We start from the raw sequence: 16,219 nt of genomic DNA on the forward strand, positions 1-16,219 counted from the left end.
GAGAGATCTATATTATTTTTCAACATTAATGGTTTCCAGTAAATTTTTCAATGAGGCAGAAACATGGCTGTGCATATCAGCGCGTGCCAAAGAAAATGCAACGTTGGCTTCAATAAAACCAGCTTTAGAACCGCAATCAAAAGTGCGCCCTTCTACTTGCAACCCCCAAAAATCTTGTTCATTTGAAAGCCGTATCATAGCATCTGTTAATTGAATTTCATTTCCTGTTCCTCGTTCTTGAGTGGAAAGAATATTAAAAATTTCTGGCTGCAAAATATAACGTCCATTGATGTACAAATTTGATGGTGCCGTTCCTAGCACTGGTTTTTCTACCATTTTTGTGATTTTAAAACCATTGGCAATCTGTTTACCTTTGCCAACTATACCGTATTTATGTGCTTCCTCAAGATCGCATTCCTGAACTGCAATAATATTTCCCCCCCCCACCTTTTCATAAAGACGAATCATCTCAGAAAGACATCCCTTTTTGGCTTGAATCAGCATATCGGGTAATAACAAAGCAAAAGGTTCCCCTGCAACTAATTCACGCGCACACCAAAGAGCATGCCCTAATCCCAAAGGTTGCTGTTGCCGAGTGAAAGAAGTTGACCCTGGTAATGGCTGTAAACGGTATAAATGTGCAAGATCTTCTTTCTTTCCACATTCAGCAAGTGTCGTGTATAATTCAACTTGCGCATCAAAATAATCCTCAATGACTGCTTTGTTACGTCCAGTCACAAAAATAAAATGCTCAATACCAGCCTCCCTCGCCTCATCCACAACATATTGAATAACAGGTTTATCAACAACTGTTAGCATTTCTTTAGGAATTGTTTTTGTCGCAGGAAGAAAACGCGTACCAAGACCTGCTACTGGAAATACAGCTTTCCGGATTTTACGCACACTCATCCTCCTCAATGAATTCATATATTTTTTGTTTTATTTAACATATGTTTTTACGAAATGGTAAAAAAGATATCTTATTGTTTTGATTATCATTATAATGGACAATCAAAAATGTAAAAGAGAATATGAGAATTTATTGCAAAGATTAAAATGAATTATTTATTTTAGTTTTCTCCTCTTCTTGATCATATTATCGATTCAACTAAATACAAGATAAAGTTATTGCACATCTAATAAATTGAATATTAATGGGGATTTCAAAATGCAAAAAACAGAATTGAAGACTTTCTCTTTTTTAGAGAAGTCAATAACTTGGAGAACTCTTCTCACTGGCTCTGCCGTTATTTTTTCTGCTTTTTTAATGTTTTTTGTATCCCTTTCATATGCTGATAGCGGATTTAAACAATGGATTAAAGAATTTAAAAAAATAGCTATTTCTCACAATATTACCCCTTCTACGTTTCATATGGCATTTAAAGGTGTTAATGCCATTGATCCAGAAGTTCTAAAAAGCGCCGCATACCAACCAGAATTTGTTGCTCCTTCATGGAACTATTTCGATAATCGTATCCATGATATTGCAATTGTAGAAGGACGGCGCCAAACTCAAAAATGGAACAAATGGCTTCTTCAAATTGAAAAACGTTTTGGTGTTGACCGCAATATTCTGCTTGCTATTTGGTCAATGGAAAGCAACTATGGGAAAGTTTTAGCCAATAAAAGTGTAATGCGTGATACCATTCGCTCTCTTGCAACTCTAGCCTATGCTGATAAAAAACGTGCAAAATATGCACATACACAGCTGATTGCTGCTATGAAAATTTTACAAAGTGGCGAAATTAAACGCTCTCAACTCACTGGATCTTGGGCCGGTGCATTGGGGCATACACAATTTATTCCAAGCAGTTATCTCGCCTATGCAGTTGATATGGACCAGGATGGACGGCGTGATATCTGGAACTCTGTTCCAGATGCTCTGGCTACTGCTGCTAACCTTCTCCACAAAAATGGCTGGCAACCTAATCTTATTTGGGGAGTAGAGGTAAAAGTGCCGCAGGGGAAAAACCTTCCTGAAGGGTGGTATTCCTTTGAGCAATGGAAAAAATTAGGTGTAAAACACGCAAATGGGCATCCTCTTCCTACATTAGCTGAACAAGCAATATTAAAATATCCAGATGGAGCAAAAGGACCTATATTTTTAGTCACAAAAAATTTCTTTGTTCTGAAACATTATAATAATGCAGATCGTTATGCGTTTGCTGTTGCTCTTCTTGCTGATCGCATCGCTGGACATCCTGGATTGGTGCATGATTGGCAAAGACCTTTTCAACCTCTTACTTTCCAAGAATGCAAAGAACTGCAATCTCGCTTAAGTGCACTGGGCTATTATAAAGGGAATGTTGATGGAAAAATCGGAACAGCTTCTCGCAAAGCAATTAAAGCCTTTCAACTACGTCACGGTCTAAAAGCAAATGGATATCCATCATCTCAAGTGCTTTTTCTCCTGCGCAAACAATAATGGAGACTAAGGTTTTGTCTTCTGTTCGCCTGATATACTTGACATTATTGCTATTTTCACTTTCTATTGTGGGGCTCATACAGCCATCCCCAAGTAAAGCAACGAACTTCTTCAAATGGTTATCACAACATAACAAACAGACGCAACAACCACCGCAAATTATAGAACAAAAAATAGACAAGCCGCAAAAAAAGATCGTAACACAAAAAAATATACAAAAGCTAAAAAATGAGAATGCAAAGCGCATTCTTGTCATAGGGGATTTTACAGCTTCTGCTGTTGCCGATGCACTTAAGAAGTTTTTTATAAATAATAGCGATATCGTTATCATGAACAACGCAATGCCAGCTTCCGGCTTAGTTCGAACGGATTATTATTCTTGGCAAAGCAATATTTCTAAACTCATTGATCAAAATAACCCCGATGTTATTATCATGATGATCGGTGCAAATGATAATCAACCAATCACAGACTCTTATAGCACAATTAACACAGATCAATCAGAATGGATGCACATCTACAAACAAAGAATTATCGAAATTGCTGAAAGTCTTCATGCCTCTGGAAAATCATGGATATGGATAAGTCAGCCTTCTTTTGGAAATGACCTTTTGACACAAAAAATGAAAATTTTTAATGCGCTCTACAAACAAGAAACAGAAACAGCAGGAGGATATTTCCTCGATATCTGGAGCGGCTTTAGTGATGAAGAAGGAAATTTTTCTTTTTCAGGCTATGATATTAATGGAAAAATAACCAAATTACGCACCAATAATGGCATGCATTTCACCTCTGAAGGAAAGAAAAAACTTGCCTCTTATTTAGAAAAACCATTGAAAAATATTTTAAATTTTTATGCCTTTTCTCATGAAAATCCTTACTCAACCGATCAAGTTATTCAAAAACTTATACAAGAATCAGAGAATAAAGAGCGGAGTAATATTATGCGTCAGCCTCCAATGAGCCTCGATGATATGGCACAACAAAACACTCACCTTTTAGGCAAAAGAAAGTCAAGTTTTATAAAAAAATCATGGTTTCCATCAAATGGGCATCAAAAAGATCGAGCTGATAATTTTTCTTTCCCATAATGTCTCTTTAAAATACAAAATCTAATTTCCTCCGTAAACAAAAAGCAAATAAGATAAAAAACTCTGTTTACAGAGCTATGGTGAAGAGAAAATTTGCATAAATCACAACTGCATTTTTCGAATAATATGAAAACGGCATGGTATTAACCATACCGTTATATCTTATAGTCCACGTTTGTTAATCATTGCCTCTGGTAAAGGCATCCGTCCCCGAAAAGCTTTATAAAGCTCCTCTGGATCACGACTTCCCCCAGCAGAGTAAATAAAACGTTTCAACTTATCAGCAAGCTCTGAATTAAAAACATCTCCCGTTTCTTCAAAAGCCTGAAAAGCATCAGCATCAAGGACTTCCGACCACATATAAGAATAGTAACCAGCGGCGTAACCATCACCTGAAAATATATGCGTAAAATGTGGAGGACGATGGCGCATAATAATTGTATCAGGCATTTGCAGCTTTTCTAATTCTTGGCGTTCAAACACTGTTGGATCAGTTACCTTTTGTCCTTTATGAAAAGCCATATCTACAAGAGCTGATGAAGTAAATTCAACTGCAGCAAAGCCAGCATTAAATGTCTGTGCTGACAAAACCTTATCCATTAATACTTGCGGCATAGGATGTCCTGTTTTTGCATGCGTAGCATAAGTTTGTAAAATCTTTGGTACAGTTAACCAATGTTCGTAAAGTTGAGAAGGCAGCTCAACAAAATCACGCGAAACCGATGTTCCCGATACAGATGGCCATGTGACATCAGAAAGCAAACCATGCAATGCATGCCCAAATTCGTGGAAAAGCGTACGCGCATCATCGAGTGATAAAAGAGCAACCTCCCCTTTAGAAGGTTTAGCAAAATTACAAACATTGTAGATAATAGGCTTTTGTCCGCCATCCAATTTATATTGTGATTGCAAACTACTCATCCACGCACCGGACCGTTTTGAAGAACGTGCAAAATAATCACCAATGAAATGCCCAAGTAGACTTCCATCAGACTTTTTTACTTCCCACAAACGTGCATCAGGATGCCAAAGTGCAACAGCGTTTTTTTCTTCAAATGTAATGCCAAAGAGTTTTTCTGCTACCCCAAAAGCCGCTTTAATCATACGATCAAGCTGAAAATAATATTTAATCTCAGCGCTATCGAAAGAAAGTTTTTCAGTGCGAAGTTTTTCAGCATAATAACGCCAATCCCAAGCCGCTAAAGATTCATTGCTGCCCTGATTGTTGGCAAAATTTTGTAATTCAATTTGCTCAGTAGAAGCCTTCGCTCTTGCGCGCTCCCATACAGGCATAAGCAAATCCATAACGGAATCAACACTTTTAGCCATGGTATTATCGAGTTTCAAATCTGCGAAAGATTTATATCCTAATAATTTAGCCTGCTCATCTCGAAGCGCAACAATCTCTACAATAATTGTTTTATTATCATTCTTGTTATTATTTTCACCACGTTTAGCCCAAGCTTGGAATGCAACCTCACGCAAATCACGACGATCAGAGAATTTTAAAAAAGGTTCAACAATCGAACGTGCTAGTGTTAATGCATACTCTTCTTCATTACCTCTTTCACACGCAATTTCCTTCATTGAATCAATGAGATCTTGCGGTAAACCAGATAAGTCGGTCTGTTTTAAAAACAGAATCCATTCAGCTTCATCATTTAAGACATTTTGTCCAAAAGTAGCATTTAAAAAAGCAAGTCTTTCATTAATTTCCAAAAGCCGTTTCTTAGCTTTTTCATCGAGTTTTGCCCCACGACAAACAAACTTTTTCCACCATAATTCAAGAACACGTGTTGTTTCACTCTCAAATATGCCCAGCTGCGACTGTTTATAAAGCGCATCTATTTTCGCAAATATCCGTGCATCCATCATCATTTTTGAAGAATACCGAGAAAGTTTTACAACGAACTCTTGCTCTAGCTGTTGAATTAATACATTCGTATGAGCACTGGTGCGCAAGAAAAATATTGAACAGACACGATCAAGCGCTTTGCCACAAAGCTCAAAAGGCTGCAAAAAATTCTCAAGCGTTGGTGGTTCTTGCACCATCGCAATCGCCTCTAGTTCTTCTTCGGCTTCTTGAAGTGCCTGTTCAAAAGCGGGTTTAAAATCTTCATCACTGATAGAAGAAAAATCAGGAAGACCTGAAAATCCCTTCCAGTCCAGCATTGCTGCTTTTGTCATAATACTTTATGTCTCCATTATAAATTTAAGCTGTAACGATTATCTTTACGACACAAATTGATAATATACTAAAACTATTTCGTGAGTTTCAAAACGACCTTTCCAAACGCTATTGAATAAAAAACTAGAAATCGTAAAATTCTTTCATTTCAAAACATATTATATTGGAGAAATAAAGATTATTCGCTCGCACACCACAATAGAATTGCATATTAATAAAAACACTTGAAGAAAGGCATAATCTCCACTCTTTACAAAATATTGCTGTAGATTCTTTTGAAAATCACAAAACTACATTAAAGAAATGATGGTAAAAATCAGAACTGATTTTTATATTATATTATCCTCAAATTAAGCTGTATTCTCGTTTTAGTGATTCAGAAACTTGTTTATAACTTATAATTCACCCTTGACTTTACTTCAAATATTAACAATTGGGAATATAGCTGGGGAGTTTTTTTTAAATCTTCCATAAACTTTTGTTTTTATCTCATCTATTATCTAGATTTACAACTCTCCAACTCTTCAGGAGGTACTTTATCATGACTGAAATTAAAACGACCTTCGACTTCAAAAATTTTTCTCCTGAAGCTCTCGCTGAAAAGTTAAAAAATCAGCATTTTGCAGACTCTATTGATATCATCAATGACCTCGATATCATGGAACGTGTAACCATTCTTAGTCTTCTGCCTCTTGATTATGTTATCGAACTTTTTGATAAACCCGAGCTTGAGCAACCTGCTTCCATCCTAGAACTTCTCCCTATAAATCGTGCTGTTGAAATTCTTGATGGCATGTCTGCCGATGCTGCTGCAGACGTCTTTCAAGAAATGGATAAAGAAACCCGCACACGACTTTATGCCTTGCTTAAACCCTTAACGCGCGCTGAACTTAAGAAACTCACCAGTTATCCTGATCATACAGCAGGGGCACTGATGACAACAGAATTTATAGCCGTTCCTTCAAACTGGACTATACAAAAAACTTTGGATCACATTCGTGAGGTCGAGCGAACACGTGAAACCGTTTATACCAGCTATGTAATTGACCCTAAAACAGGTATTCTTCTCAAAGCTGTTTCACTGCGTAACCTTATTCTTGCCTCACCTGATGAACAAATTCTTAATGTCCCTACCCATGACTCGCCCATTACAATATCGCCCTTCACACATCATGAAGACATCGCACGCCTTTTCCAGCGCCATGATCTTCTCTCTGTGCCTGTAGTTGATGAAAGTAACCATGTCATTGGCATTGTAACCGTCGATGACGTTCTTGATACTATGGTTGATGAGATGAATGAAGATGCCTATAAATTTGGGGGTATGGAAGCGCTTAATAAGCCCTATATGCAAATTAAGTTTCCTGAAATGATGAAAAAACGCGGCGGATGGCTCGCTTTACTCTTTGTCGGTGAAATGCTGACAGCAAGTGCTATGCAACATTTCGAAACAGAACTCGAAAAAGCGATTATTCTTACACTGTTCATACCTCTCATTATGAGCTCAGGAGGAAATTCCGGCTCACAGGCTACATCCCTTATTATCCGTGCATTGGCTTTACGTGAACTCACGTTGAAAGACTGGTGGAAAGTGTTCATTCGTGAAATTCCAACAGGACTATCTCTTGGTCTCTTACTCGGAATTATTGGCATTACGCGCATTGCTATTTGGCAACAATTCGGTATCTACGACTATGGGCAACATTGGATTGCTGTTTCGACAACAGTAGGTACAGCTTTAGTCGGAATCGTTACCTTTGGTTCTCTTTCTGGATCTATGCTGCCTTTTATTCTTAAAGGTTTAAAATTTGATCCAGCAAGTGCTTCTGCGCCTTTTGTGGCAACTTTAGTAGATGTCATGGGCATTATAATCTATTTTTCTGTAGCTTCCATCATTTTGTCAGGAACTCTTCTTTAAACATGTAAAGTAAAAACTCTTTCTTCTGGAAAGACTTTGTCATGTAACCTAAGATCTTTCCAGAAGAGAATAAGCTCCATTAATTTATTTTCTAGCGCATCGCTCCATAGACAATTTATTATTTTTATTGAATAACAGCTCCGAATATCGTAAATTTGCCTCATCATAAAGCTTCTCATATTAAATGAATTAAAGTTATCTTCTTGCCTGTCACAAAGGGGATTGGTGTATAGCTAAAAACTATTCAAGAAAAAATTAAATACTTCTTATATCCTCTCTCTCGCATCAAAAACTGTTGCAATATTGACAGCTGAGAAAGAATAATAATGATATGCTCAATAGGCTTTATATTTCTTCACAACGGTGTTGATAGTATACTATTCGCGTATATTATATCATTTATGAGCCCTATCATGAAATGGATGTAGTGTACGTTCAAAAATCTCTCTTAAGTACATGAATATGCAACAACAAGTCTATTCTGTTTAAAGCGTTCTGTTTGGCATGAAACGCATACTCCTATTAGAGAATGCGATTAACAAAAGTGTGAGGCAATGCACTATCTTCATGGTTTTAAAGATATTGCTTAGATGCTTTTGAAAGCATAAATTTGTCTTAACGGCAAAGATAAGAATTTTCTTTTGATGCCTTCATATTCCTTCTAAATAAGACTGTATTCCGGTTTCATAAATAAATAAAACAGATATAACTATTGACCCAATCTGGCATACAAAAGCTAGAACTTCTTATAAAATGCTTAATCGTCTCAATATTTACCTCAAATACACGGTTGCATTAGATCTGGATTTTGATTGACAAGTTATAGAATAAGAAAAAGCTTTATTAGAATAAAAATGTCGTACAATCGTCAATAAATTGGCTATGGATTGAGAGATCTTCGGGATTTTTATCAATCTCTTTGCAAAACGACAACAATAATACAGCTAGCTTTATACTTACTTATTCTTACAAGCGTTCATATAAATTCCTTACATCATATTGATAAAAATCAAATTGACAGTGATTTTTATGGACAATTCTTAGCTCGAGAATAAAACATCCGTACTATAAAAAACTTTTTACGAAGCTCCAGTAATTGAAGCTTAATAGAGCCTTAAAGACTTGGATGAATAGTTTTACCATAAAAATATTACCTCCATCTTCCAAAATTATAAAAAAACATGTAAAAGGTTTTGTAATAGTCAGGCAAAGAATGTAAAGACTCTGCCTCAAATGAAATTTCATTAAACGAAAAGAAGAAAATTTATGCAATTGCGTAACATTGCCATCATTGCCCACGTTGACCATGGGAAAACAACGCTTGTAGACGGACTACTCAAGCAATCAGGAAACTTCCGTGATAATCAGCGTACAAGTGAACGTATGATGGATTCAAACGATATTGAAAAAGAACGCGGAATTACAATCCTAGCGAAAGTGACATCTGTTGTTTGGAAAGATACTCGAATTAATATTGTTGATACACCAGGGCACGCCGACTTTGGTGGAGAAGTTGAACGCATTCTAAATATGGTTGATGGAGCCATTGTACTTGTTGATGCTGCTGAAGGACCAATGCCACAAACAAAATTTGTCGTTGGCAAAGCATTGAAAGTGGGGTTGCGCCCTATTGTTGCTATTAATAAAATTGACCGACCTGATGCACGCGTTGATGAAGTCATTAATGAGGTTTTTGACCTTTTCGCTGCTCTTGATGCAACCGACGAACAGCTTGATTTTCCTATTCTTTATGGATCTGGACGCGATGGATGGATGGCTGAAGCCCCCGAGGGACCAAAAGATCAGGGATTAAGTCCTTTATTTGATCTTGTGACGCAGCATGTCCCTTCTCCTAGTGTAGCAGAAGGACCGTTTCGCATGATTGGAACTATTCTTGAAGCGGATCCGTTTTTGGGACGAATTATTACAGGGCGGATTCATTCTGGCTCTCTAAAACCCAACCAAAATGTCAAGGTTCTTGGACAAGATGGAAAACTTTTAGAAACTGGGCGTATTTCAAAGATTTTAGCATTTCGTGGCTTAGAACGGCAACCTATTGAAGAAGGAAGTGCTGGTGATATTGTTGCGATTGCAGGTCTACAAAAAGGTACCGTTGCTGATACTTTCTGTGATCCTACTGTTAATGAACCCCTTACTGCCCAACCAATTGATCCTCCTACTGTTACTATGAGTTTTCTCGTCAACGATAGTCCCTTTGCTGGAACTGAAGGCGATAAAGTAACAAGTCGTGTCATTCGTGACAGATTGTTAAAAGAAGCAGAAGGCAACGTCGCTCTTAAAATTGAAGAATCAGCCGATAAAGATTCTTTCTATGTTTCAGGACGAGGAGAATTACAGCTTGCAGTTCTCATTGAAAATATGCGCCGTGAAGGATTTGAACTTAGTGTTTCACGCCCACGTGTTGTTATGCAAAAAGATGAAAATGGAATAACTCTTGAACCAATCGAAGAAGTTGTTATCGATGTTGATGAAGAATATTCCGGTACTGTTGTACAAAAAATGTCTGAACGTAAGGGCGAAATGGTGGAATTACGCCCTTCTGGGGGTAATCGTGTCCGACTTGTTTTTTATGCGCCAACCAGAGGACTCATTGGTTATCAATCTGAACTTTTAACGGATACACGTGGTACAGCAATTATGAATCGCCTTTTCCATGCTTATGAACCTTATAAAGGAGACATTGCTGGTCGCGTTAATGGTGTTATGATTTCAAATGACAATGGTGAATCTGTCGCTTATGCTCTTTTTAATCTTGAAGATCGTGGACCTATGATCATCGATGCGGGTGTGAAAGTCTATCAAGGTATGATTATTGGCATCCACTCACGAGATAATGACCTAGAAGTTAATGTGTTAAAAGGAAAAAAACTCACCAATATGCGCGCTTCCGGAAAAGATGAAGCCGTAAAGCTAACGCCTCCCATTAGAATGACATTAGAACGTGCCTTATCGTGGATACAAGATGATGAACTTGTGGAGGTAACCCCTAAAAATATTCGTCTCCGCAAACTCTATCTTGATCCTAATGAACGTAAACGTTTTGAAAAAACACGTGCATCAAATTTAGGCTAATTTCATAATCTCTTTGGTAAAATATTTAATTGTATTGAGCCTCACTATATCTCAGAAAGGATGTCTCTATGAATATTAAGGAAATACCTGTAGGCAAAAATCCACCAGAAGATATTAACGTTATTGTGGAAGTCTCCCTTGGTGGTCAACCAATAAAATATGAAATGGATAAAAAGTCGGGCGCATTATTTGTTGACCGTTTTCTTCATACATCAATGGTTTATCCTGGAAATTACGGTTTTGTCCCTCATACACTTTCAGATGATGGTGATCCTATTGATGTCCTTATCTGTAATACCCGTCCACTTATGCCTGGTTGTGTTATCAATGTTTGCCCCATCGGAGCTCTGATGATGGAAGATGATGGTGGTAAAGATGAAAAAATTATTGCCATTCCCACTCCAAAATTAACAAAACGCTATATTAATATTCATGACTATACCGATCTTCCCGAGATTACACTCAAACAAATTGAACATTTCTTCAAGCATTACAAAGATCTGGAACCTGGAAAATGGGCTAAAATTGAAGGATGGCGTGATAAAAACTTTGCTCATGAATTAATTAAGCAAGCTGTTGAGCGCAATAAAAAAATATAACGATTTTAATAAAATAAAGCCTGTTTTTTAAAAAGCCTGTTTTTTTAATAGGCTTTATTATTTATTTTTTCTACGAGATGCAATCTCTAAAGGATTGCCATATCTGCTTTAGCTCTTCTAAATGTGTTGAAAAGTAAAGTTGTTTGTAGCGAGATATTGCGCCGTTTTTCAGAGAAATAGAAGAAGATGGTATTTTCCACTGCTTCGCAAGAAATTTAATGAGAGCTTTATTCGCTTTTCCATCTTCAGGAACAGCACGAAGGCGTATAACCAGATATTGTTTTTCACCGTCCCTACATTCAACCCCTATTATTTTGTCAACGGATGATTTAGGAATGAGATATACAAACAAAATCAAGTTATTTTTATCAACTTGATAAAACATGTATTCGCCTCAAGTAATATTTCTATAAATACATGTTTGCGTAAATGCGCCACATGAAAGTACGAATAAAATAAATAATAATGAACACTACAATAGGTGAAATATCAATTGTTCCAAAATTTGGTAAAATTTGCCGTACACGGCTTAGAACAGGATTTGTAAGACGATTTAGAAAGCTTCCTATCAAAACAACAAAGCGATTGCGCGAATTTATGATATTAAAGACATAAAGCCAAGAAAAAATGACACTAGCGATTAAAATATCAATATAAATATCAAAAATCAAATCAATCGTTCGAAGCAATGCATAAATCATGCGTCATCCCTTTCAATCAAGGAAACAGAAGAGCGTATAGAAAACCTTCATTAAAGCAGGTTTGTGTATCAAAAAATGGTTTTATACTTCAATACTCTTTTTCTTGAATAAAAACCAGACATCTAAATTCTTCATCTCTCTATTTAATGACGATGCAGCTAGAAAACAAATATCAAAATTAAAAATAGCACATGAAAATAGAAGAAACAGCAAAAAAGTCTGAATATCCCTTATAGGATTAATCTTAAACCTCATCGTTTTAATTATTAATATATAAAAAACAAACTAACTAAAAACGGCCTTTTAAAGGCCGCTTTTATTTTATTTTTAAAATTATTTCTGCAAAGCAGTCAAACGGTTAAGAGCACTGCTAAAACCATTGAGCTGAACAAATAAATCATTCAAAGCTGGTTCACCTGCAGCAGCAATTGTCATTGCCAACTTTAACTGTTTTCCAGAACGTAAAGCTGCTACGTGATTTTTGTCAAAAACGACAGGAACCATGCAACCTGCTGGTACACAAGTCCGAATACCAGTTTCGATAACAGCTTTTCCCTCATCAACTTGTAAACGAACAGGCTTAGAAACCAAAATACCAAAAGGAACTGTTAAATTACCAGATACAACACCCTCAGCATTGAGAATAAGGCTCATAGCCACAACAACACGCCCCTGCTCATTTACTTCTTGACGGTGCATAAAACAAATTCTTTTCCCTTCTTGTATACCACAATTAATAGTCCACAAACCGTAGGTTTCAGTCAAAGAAGAAGCTCCATTTGGCAATGTCGCTGCCGCATCTTTTGATGCAGGAGTTTTTGAATTTGTCGCAAATGCAACAGATGAAATACTCAAGAGAGTAAAAACTATAAGTAAATTAAATAATTTTTTCATTTTATATTCCTGTTCTTTACATAAAAGAGAAACATGTTTATTATTTATAAATGATATAAAGCGTCTTAATAAAAAAGCTTTCTCATAATCATATAGCTTTTATAATGGTCTAAGGCTACCTCGAAATTCGCTGACAACTTTCATATAGACATGTTTTTTAAAAGAAACAGCGATCAACGGAAGGGTTTCTAGATCAATCCATTTCCATTGATCGAATTCCGCTTTATTGCCATCTGGTGGCGGATTAATCGCAATTTCAGAAAGCTTTCCCGTAAACTGGAAAGCAAACCACTTTTGTATTTGTCCACGATATTTATTGCTTAATGTACACCCAATAAGTTCTTGTGGAAAATCATAGTGGAACCAATTTTGTGCTTCTTTAATCAACTTTACAGATCGAATACCCGTTTCTTCATAAAGTTCACGATATGCTGCATCTAACGGTTTTTCATCTTCATCAATCCCTCCTTGAGGAAGCTGCCAACGATGAGATATCTCGGTCTCTGCATGAATAGGCGTCATTAAACGACGCCCAACCCAAACTTTACCCTCATGATTAAAGACAACAATCCCAACACATTTGCGATATGGAAGAATCTTCAAATTAATACCTGCATCCATTTAATATTCCTCAAAATCGCAAGCTATAGATATCATTTCTCACTTTAACACATCCTCATTGGGATCTGGTGGAAATGCTGCATTTGCCATTTCACCTCGTAACAGCTTATAGGCCTCATTCAATTGAATATCATCTTTAGGGTCTTTCGGAACAAAAGCAGCTGAACCAGATCCTTTATTACTCTCTCGTTTTCCTTTGATATGTCCTTTTAATGCAGACTCACCAACTTTTACATCATAACCCTTATATTTTTCAGGGAGTGGTTGCTCTACAATAATATCAGGCGTGATCCCTGTTCCTTGAATAGAAGTGCCAGATGGCGTGTAATAAAGTGCTGTTGTTAAGCGTAAAGCTCCATTTTCACCCAAAGGAATAATTGTTTGAACAGATCCTTTACCAAAAGACTGCGTCCCTAAAATTGTTGCACGACGATGATCTTGTAATGCACCCGCAACAATTTCAGAAGCACTTGCCGAACCACCATTAATAAGGACAATGAGCGGTTTTCCATGGATAACATCACCTGGCTTCGCATCAAACCTTATCACATCACTCTTTTTGCGCCCACGAGTCGACACAATTTCACCTTTATTGAGAAAAGCACTCGAAACATTAACAGCTTGATCTAAAAGCCCACCAGGATTAAGTCGCAAATCAAGAACGTAACCTTTTAGCTTATCTTCAGGAATTTTAGATTGGATATCTTTAATTGCCGCCAGAAGATTACCTAATGTCTGCTCAGAAAACTGGATAACTCTTAAATATCCAATATCGCCCTCAACCCGATACTTCACCGCTTTTACCTTGATAATATCACGAACAATCTTCACTTCAAATGGCTTATCAACGCCAGAACGAATAATTGTTAAGGTAATTGGTGTTCCAGGAGCACCTCGCATCTTATTAACAGCTTCATTCAATGTTTGACCATTCGTTTGTACATCATCAATTTTTGAAATAAGGTCTCCTGCTAAAATACCTGCTTTTGAAGCGGGAGTATCATCCATTGGTGAAACAACTTTAATCAAGTTTTTTTCCATAGTGACCTCAATACCAAGACCTCCGAACTCTCCTTTCGTAGAATCCCGCATATCCTTGGCTTCTTCAGCATTCAAATAAGATGAATGAGGGTCCAGTGATGTGAGCATGCCATTGATAGCATTTTCAATGAGCTTTTTATCATCTGGAACTGTAACGTACTGCATACGCACGCGCTCAAAAACATCGCCAAATATAGCTAGCCTTTTATATGCATTATCTTCATTATTCGCAGCAACAGACTGCACCATAATCATTGAACAGGCGCCGAGCAATACCCCAGCGACCAAAAGAATAACTTTACGAATCATTTTGGCTCCTTCTTATTTTTTCAGTCTGCCACCAAGGAGTTGGATTTACAGGTTTTCCCTGCTTTCTAAACTCAATGTAAAGCATTGGAGAAGTTTTTCCTATATCCAATGCAACACTGTTTGAAATAAATTGCATCTCCATTATACCCAGAGGCTCACCAGAAAGGACAAACTGCCCCTGTTTTACATTAATTCTCGACATTCCAGTAAGAATAATATGATAACCATTTCCAACATTAAGAATAATTAACTGTCCGTAAGAACGAAATGGCCCAGCAAAAGCAACAAAAGCATCTACAGGTGATATAACAACAGCTCCTGACTCTGTTTCTATCGTTTCACCAAAGCGCGTAATCTGCGAATTTTTGTTAGAGCGATGTATTCTTTTTCCTGAAACAGGAAAAAGTAAAGAACCTTTTCGGCTTTCAAAATTGGACTGTTCTAACAATTGCAAACTTTTCCGTACCTGTACTGATGCATCAGAGCTAAGTTTTGACTGACGGTCGAGCTCTAAAATCAATTCTTCCAAAGACTGCGCTTTTTTAGCAAGAGCAATATTTTTTTGTTGCTGTTCTGTAAGTTCTTTTTCTGATTTTTTTTGTAGTTTGTTTTTTTTGTCTAATAAAAGCTCTAGACGTTTTCGCTGCTCTGCTTGATTTTGCAGTTTTGTCTTTAATGCCGTATATTCCGTAGTAATGGAATTACTCAAATTGGTCAACTCCTTGAGTTTCTGTGTTAAATCTCGTGTTTTCTCTTGCATCTGAGGAATAACAGTACCTAATAAAACAGAACTACGTATAGAAGCCAACGCGTCCTCTGGCTGTATCATAAGAGCAGGAGGCGGATTCAATCCCATACGTTCCAAAATTGCAAGAACTTCCGCAAATTCAGTGCGACGATTTTTTAAACTTTGATAGACTTGTACCCGCTCTTCTATCATTTTTTTAAGCTTTTCTTCCCTTTTAGCAATATCATCTGCTACTGTACGTTCTTCTTTAGCCGCCTTTATGAGTGCATCACTCAAAACACGTTGATCTTTTTTTAAATGCTCAACCTGATGCGTAAGAAAAGCAACACGCTCACGCGAAAGTGAAATGTTTTGGCGAATTTCTCCTAATTCTTTATGTGCTTCCGTACTCCTCATTGTATCTTCCGCATGCGATACAGAAAAGCAAAAAAACATACTCAAGAGCAAAATGACAAATATCACGCACTCCCCATATAAATATAGCATCTTTCTATGAAGAAGCTTTTTCATTTGCCCAACCATGACACCTCATCGTATACATTAGAGATGCTTTAAATGGTGTCAGCTAAAACAATATTAATAAATATATAA

At 36.9% G+C, this 16,219-nt stretch carries 13 protein-coding genes; 5 read left to right on the forward strand and 8 right to left on the reverse strand.

Annotation, left to right across the window (positions count from 1 at the left end; translation table 11 throughout):
* Window positions 1-12: 12 nt before the first annotated feature.
* Window positions 13-903, reverse strand: a complete 891-nt coding sequence (locus tag ACFIJ9_RS05050; protein WP_375636020.1) for a UTP--glucose-1-phosphate uridylyltransferase — start codon at window positions 901-903, stop codon at window positions 13-15.
* A gap of 265 nt (window positions 904-1,168) precedes the next feature.
* On the opposite strand from ACFIJ9_RS05050, the gene ACFIJ9_RS05055 reads away from it, so the two are divergent.
* Both ACFIJ9_RS05055 and ACFIJ9_RS05060 read left to right on the forward strand, forming a co-directional pair.
* Entirely contained in the window at window positions 1,169-2,425 is a 1,257-nt protein-coding gene (locus tag ACFIJ9_RS05055) for a lytic murein transglycosylase (protein ID WP_375636021.1), read from the forward strand.
* Between the two features lie 14 nt (window positions 2,426-2,439).
* Window positions 2,440-3,516 (forward strand): SGNH family hydrolase, encoded by a 1,077-nt coding sequence (locus ACFIJ9_RS05060; protein ID WP_375636022.1) that lies wholly within the window; start codon window positions 2,440-2,442, stop codon window positions 3,514-3,516.
* A 162-nt stretch (window positions 3,517-3,678) separates the two neighbouring features.
* On the opposite strand, the gene ACFIJ9_RS05065 is transcribed toward ACFIJ9_RS05060, so the two are convergent.
* A complete protein-coding gene (locus ACFIJ9_RS05065; protein ID WP_375636023.1) occupies window positions 3,679-5,703 on the reverse strand; it encodes a M3 family metallopeptidase in 2,025 nt (674 codons plus the stop codon).
* A gap of 542 nt (window positions 5,704-6,245) precedes the next feature.
* Between ACFIJ9_RS05065 and mgtE the strand changes: the two genes are divergently transcribed.
* The 3 genes from mgtE to ppa all read left to right on the forward strand — a co-directional run bounded on the left by mgtE (window position 6,246) and on the right by ppa (window position 11,314).
* A complete protein-coding gene (gene mgtE / locus ACFIJ9_RS05070; protein WP_375636024.1) occupies window positions 6,246-7,622 on the forward strand; it encodes a magnesium transporter in 1,377 nt (458 codons plus the stop codon).
* Between the two features lie 1,266 nt (window positions 7,623-8,888).
* Complete coding sequence (gene typA, locus ACFIJ9_RS05075; protein ID WP_375636025.1) at window positions 8,889-10,715, forward strand: translational GTPase TypA; 1,827 nt, start codon at window positions 8,889-8,891, stop codon at window positions 10,713-10,715.
* Between the two features lie 68 nt (window positions 10,716-10,783).
* Window positions 10,784-11,314, forward strand: a complete 531-nt coding sequence (gene ppa, locus ACFIJ9_RS05080) for an inorganic diphosphatase (RefSeq protein ID WP_012754585.1) — start codon at window positions 10,784-10,786, stop codon at window positions 11,312-11,314.
* Window positions 11,315-11,384: 70 nt separating this feature from the next.
* Here ppa and ACFIJ9_RS05085 read toward each other — a convergent pair whose 3' ends face one another.
* The 6 genes from ACFIJ9_RS05085 to ACFIJ9_RS05110 all read right to left on the reverse strand — a co-directional run bounded on the left by ACFIJ9_RS05085 (window position 11,385) and on the right by ACFIJ9_RS05110 (window position 16,150).
* Window positions 11,385-11,699, reverse strand: a complete 315-nt coding sequence (locus tag ACFIJ9_RS05085; protein WP_012754584.1) for a DUF167 domain-containing protein — start codon at window positions 11,697-11,699, stop codon at window positions 11,385-11,387.
* Window positions 11,700-11,721: 22 nt separating this feature from the next.
* Window positions 11,722-12,015: a YggT family protein gene (locus tag ACFIJ9_RS05090; RefSeq protein ID WP_375636026.1), complete on the reverse strand. Its 294-nt coding sequence runs from the start codon at window positions 12,013-12,015 to the stop codon at window positions 11,722-11,724.
* A gap of 333 nt (window positions 12,016-12,348) precedes the next feature.
* Window positions 12,349-12,909, reverse strand: a complete 561-nt coding sequence (locus ACFIJ9_RS05095; RefSeq protein ID WP_012754582.1) for an invasion associated locus B family protein — start codon at window positions 12,907-12,909, stop codon at window positions 12,349-12,351.
* 99 nt (window positions 12,910-13,008) lie between these two features.
* Window positions 13,009-13,530 carry an RNA pyrophosphohydrolase gene (locus tag ACFIJ9_RS05100; protein WP_375636027.1) on the reverse strand — a complete coding sequence of 174 codons (522 nt, stop codon included), beginning with the start codon at window positions 13,528-13,530 and terminating at the stop codon, window positions 13,009-13,011.
* 39 nt (window positions 13,531-13,569) lie between these two features.
* Window positions 13,570-14,880: a S41 family peptidase gene (locus ACFIJ9_RS05105; RefSeq protein WP_375636028.1), complete on the reverse strand. Its 1,311-nt coding sequence runs from the start codon at window positions 14,878-14,880 to the stop codon at window positions 13,570-13,572.
* On the reverse strand, window positions 14,870-16,150 hold the full coding sequence (locus ACFIJ9_RS05110; protein WP_375636029.1) for a murein hydrolase activator EnvC family protein: 1,281 nt from the start codon (window positions 16,148-16,150) through the stop codon (window positions 14,870-14,872). The genes ACFIJ9_RS05105 and ACFIJ9_RS05110 overlap by 11 nt, the downstream gene beginning before the upstream one ends.
* Window positions 16,151-16,219 lie beyond the last annotated feature (69 nt).

Origin of the sequence: Bartonella sp. MR90HLJMH (genome assembly GCF_042194115.1) — a bacterium.
Classification (GTDB): domain Bacteria; phylum Pseudomonadota; class Alphaproteobacteria; order Rhizobiales; family Rhizobiaceae; genus Bartonella; species Bartonella grahamii.

What these genes read in the sequence shown, in the direction of transcription:
- ppa (WP_012754585.1), top strand. Translation starts at nt 10,784, where the DNA reads ATGAATATTAAGGAAATACCTGTAGGCAAAAATCCACCAGAAGATATT.
- ACFIJ9_RS05100 (WP_375636027.1), bottom strand. Translation starts at nt 13,530, where the DNA reads ATGGATGCAGGTATTAATTTGAAGATTCTTCCATATCGCAAATGTGTT.
- ACFIJ9_RS05105 (WP_375636028.1), bottom strand. Translation starts at nt 14,880, where the DNA reads ATGATTCGTAAAGTTATTCTTTTGGTCGCTGGGGTATTGCTCGGCGCC.
- ACFIJ9_RS05065 (WP_375636023.1), bottom strand. Translation starts at nt 5,703, where the DNA reads ATGACAAAAGCAGCAATGCTGGACTGGAAGGGATTTTCAGGTCTTCCT.
- ACFIJ9_RS05095 (WP_012754582.1), bottom strand. Translation starts at nt 12,909, where the DNA reads ATGAAAAAATTATTTAATTTACTTATAGTTTTTACTCTCTTGAGTATT.
- ACFIJ9_RS05085 (WP_012754584.1), bottom strand. Translation starts at nt 11,699, where the DNA reads ATGTTTTATCAAGTTGATAAAAATAACTTGATTTTGTTTGTATATCTC.
- typA (WP_375636025.1), top strand. Translation starts at nt 8,889, where the DNA reads ATGCAATTGCGTAACATTGCCATCATTGCCCACGTTGACCATGGGAAA.
- ACFIJ9_RS05110 (WP_375636029.1), bottom strand. Translation starts at nt 16,150, where the DNA reads ATGGTTGGGCAAATGAAAAAGCTTCTTCATAGAAAGATGCTATATTTA.
- ACFIJ9_RS05090 (WP_375636026.1), bottom strand. Translation starts at nt 12,015, where the DNA reads ATGATTTATGCATTGCTTCGAACGATTGATTTGATTTTTGATATTTAT.
- mgtE (WP_375636024.1), top strand. Translation starts at nt 6,246, where the DNA reads ATGACTGAAATTAAAACGACCTTCGACTTCAAAAATTTTTCTCCTGAA.
- ACFIJ9_RS05055 (WP_375636021.1), top strand. Translation starts at nt 1,169, where the DNA reads ATGCAAAAAACAGAATTGAAGACTTTCTCTTTTTTAGAGAAGTCAATA.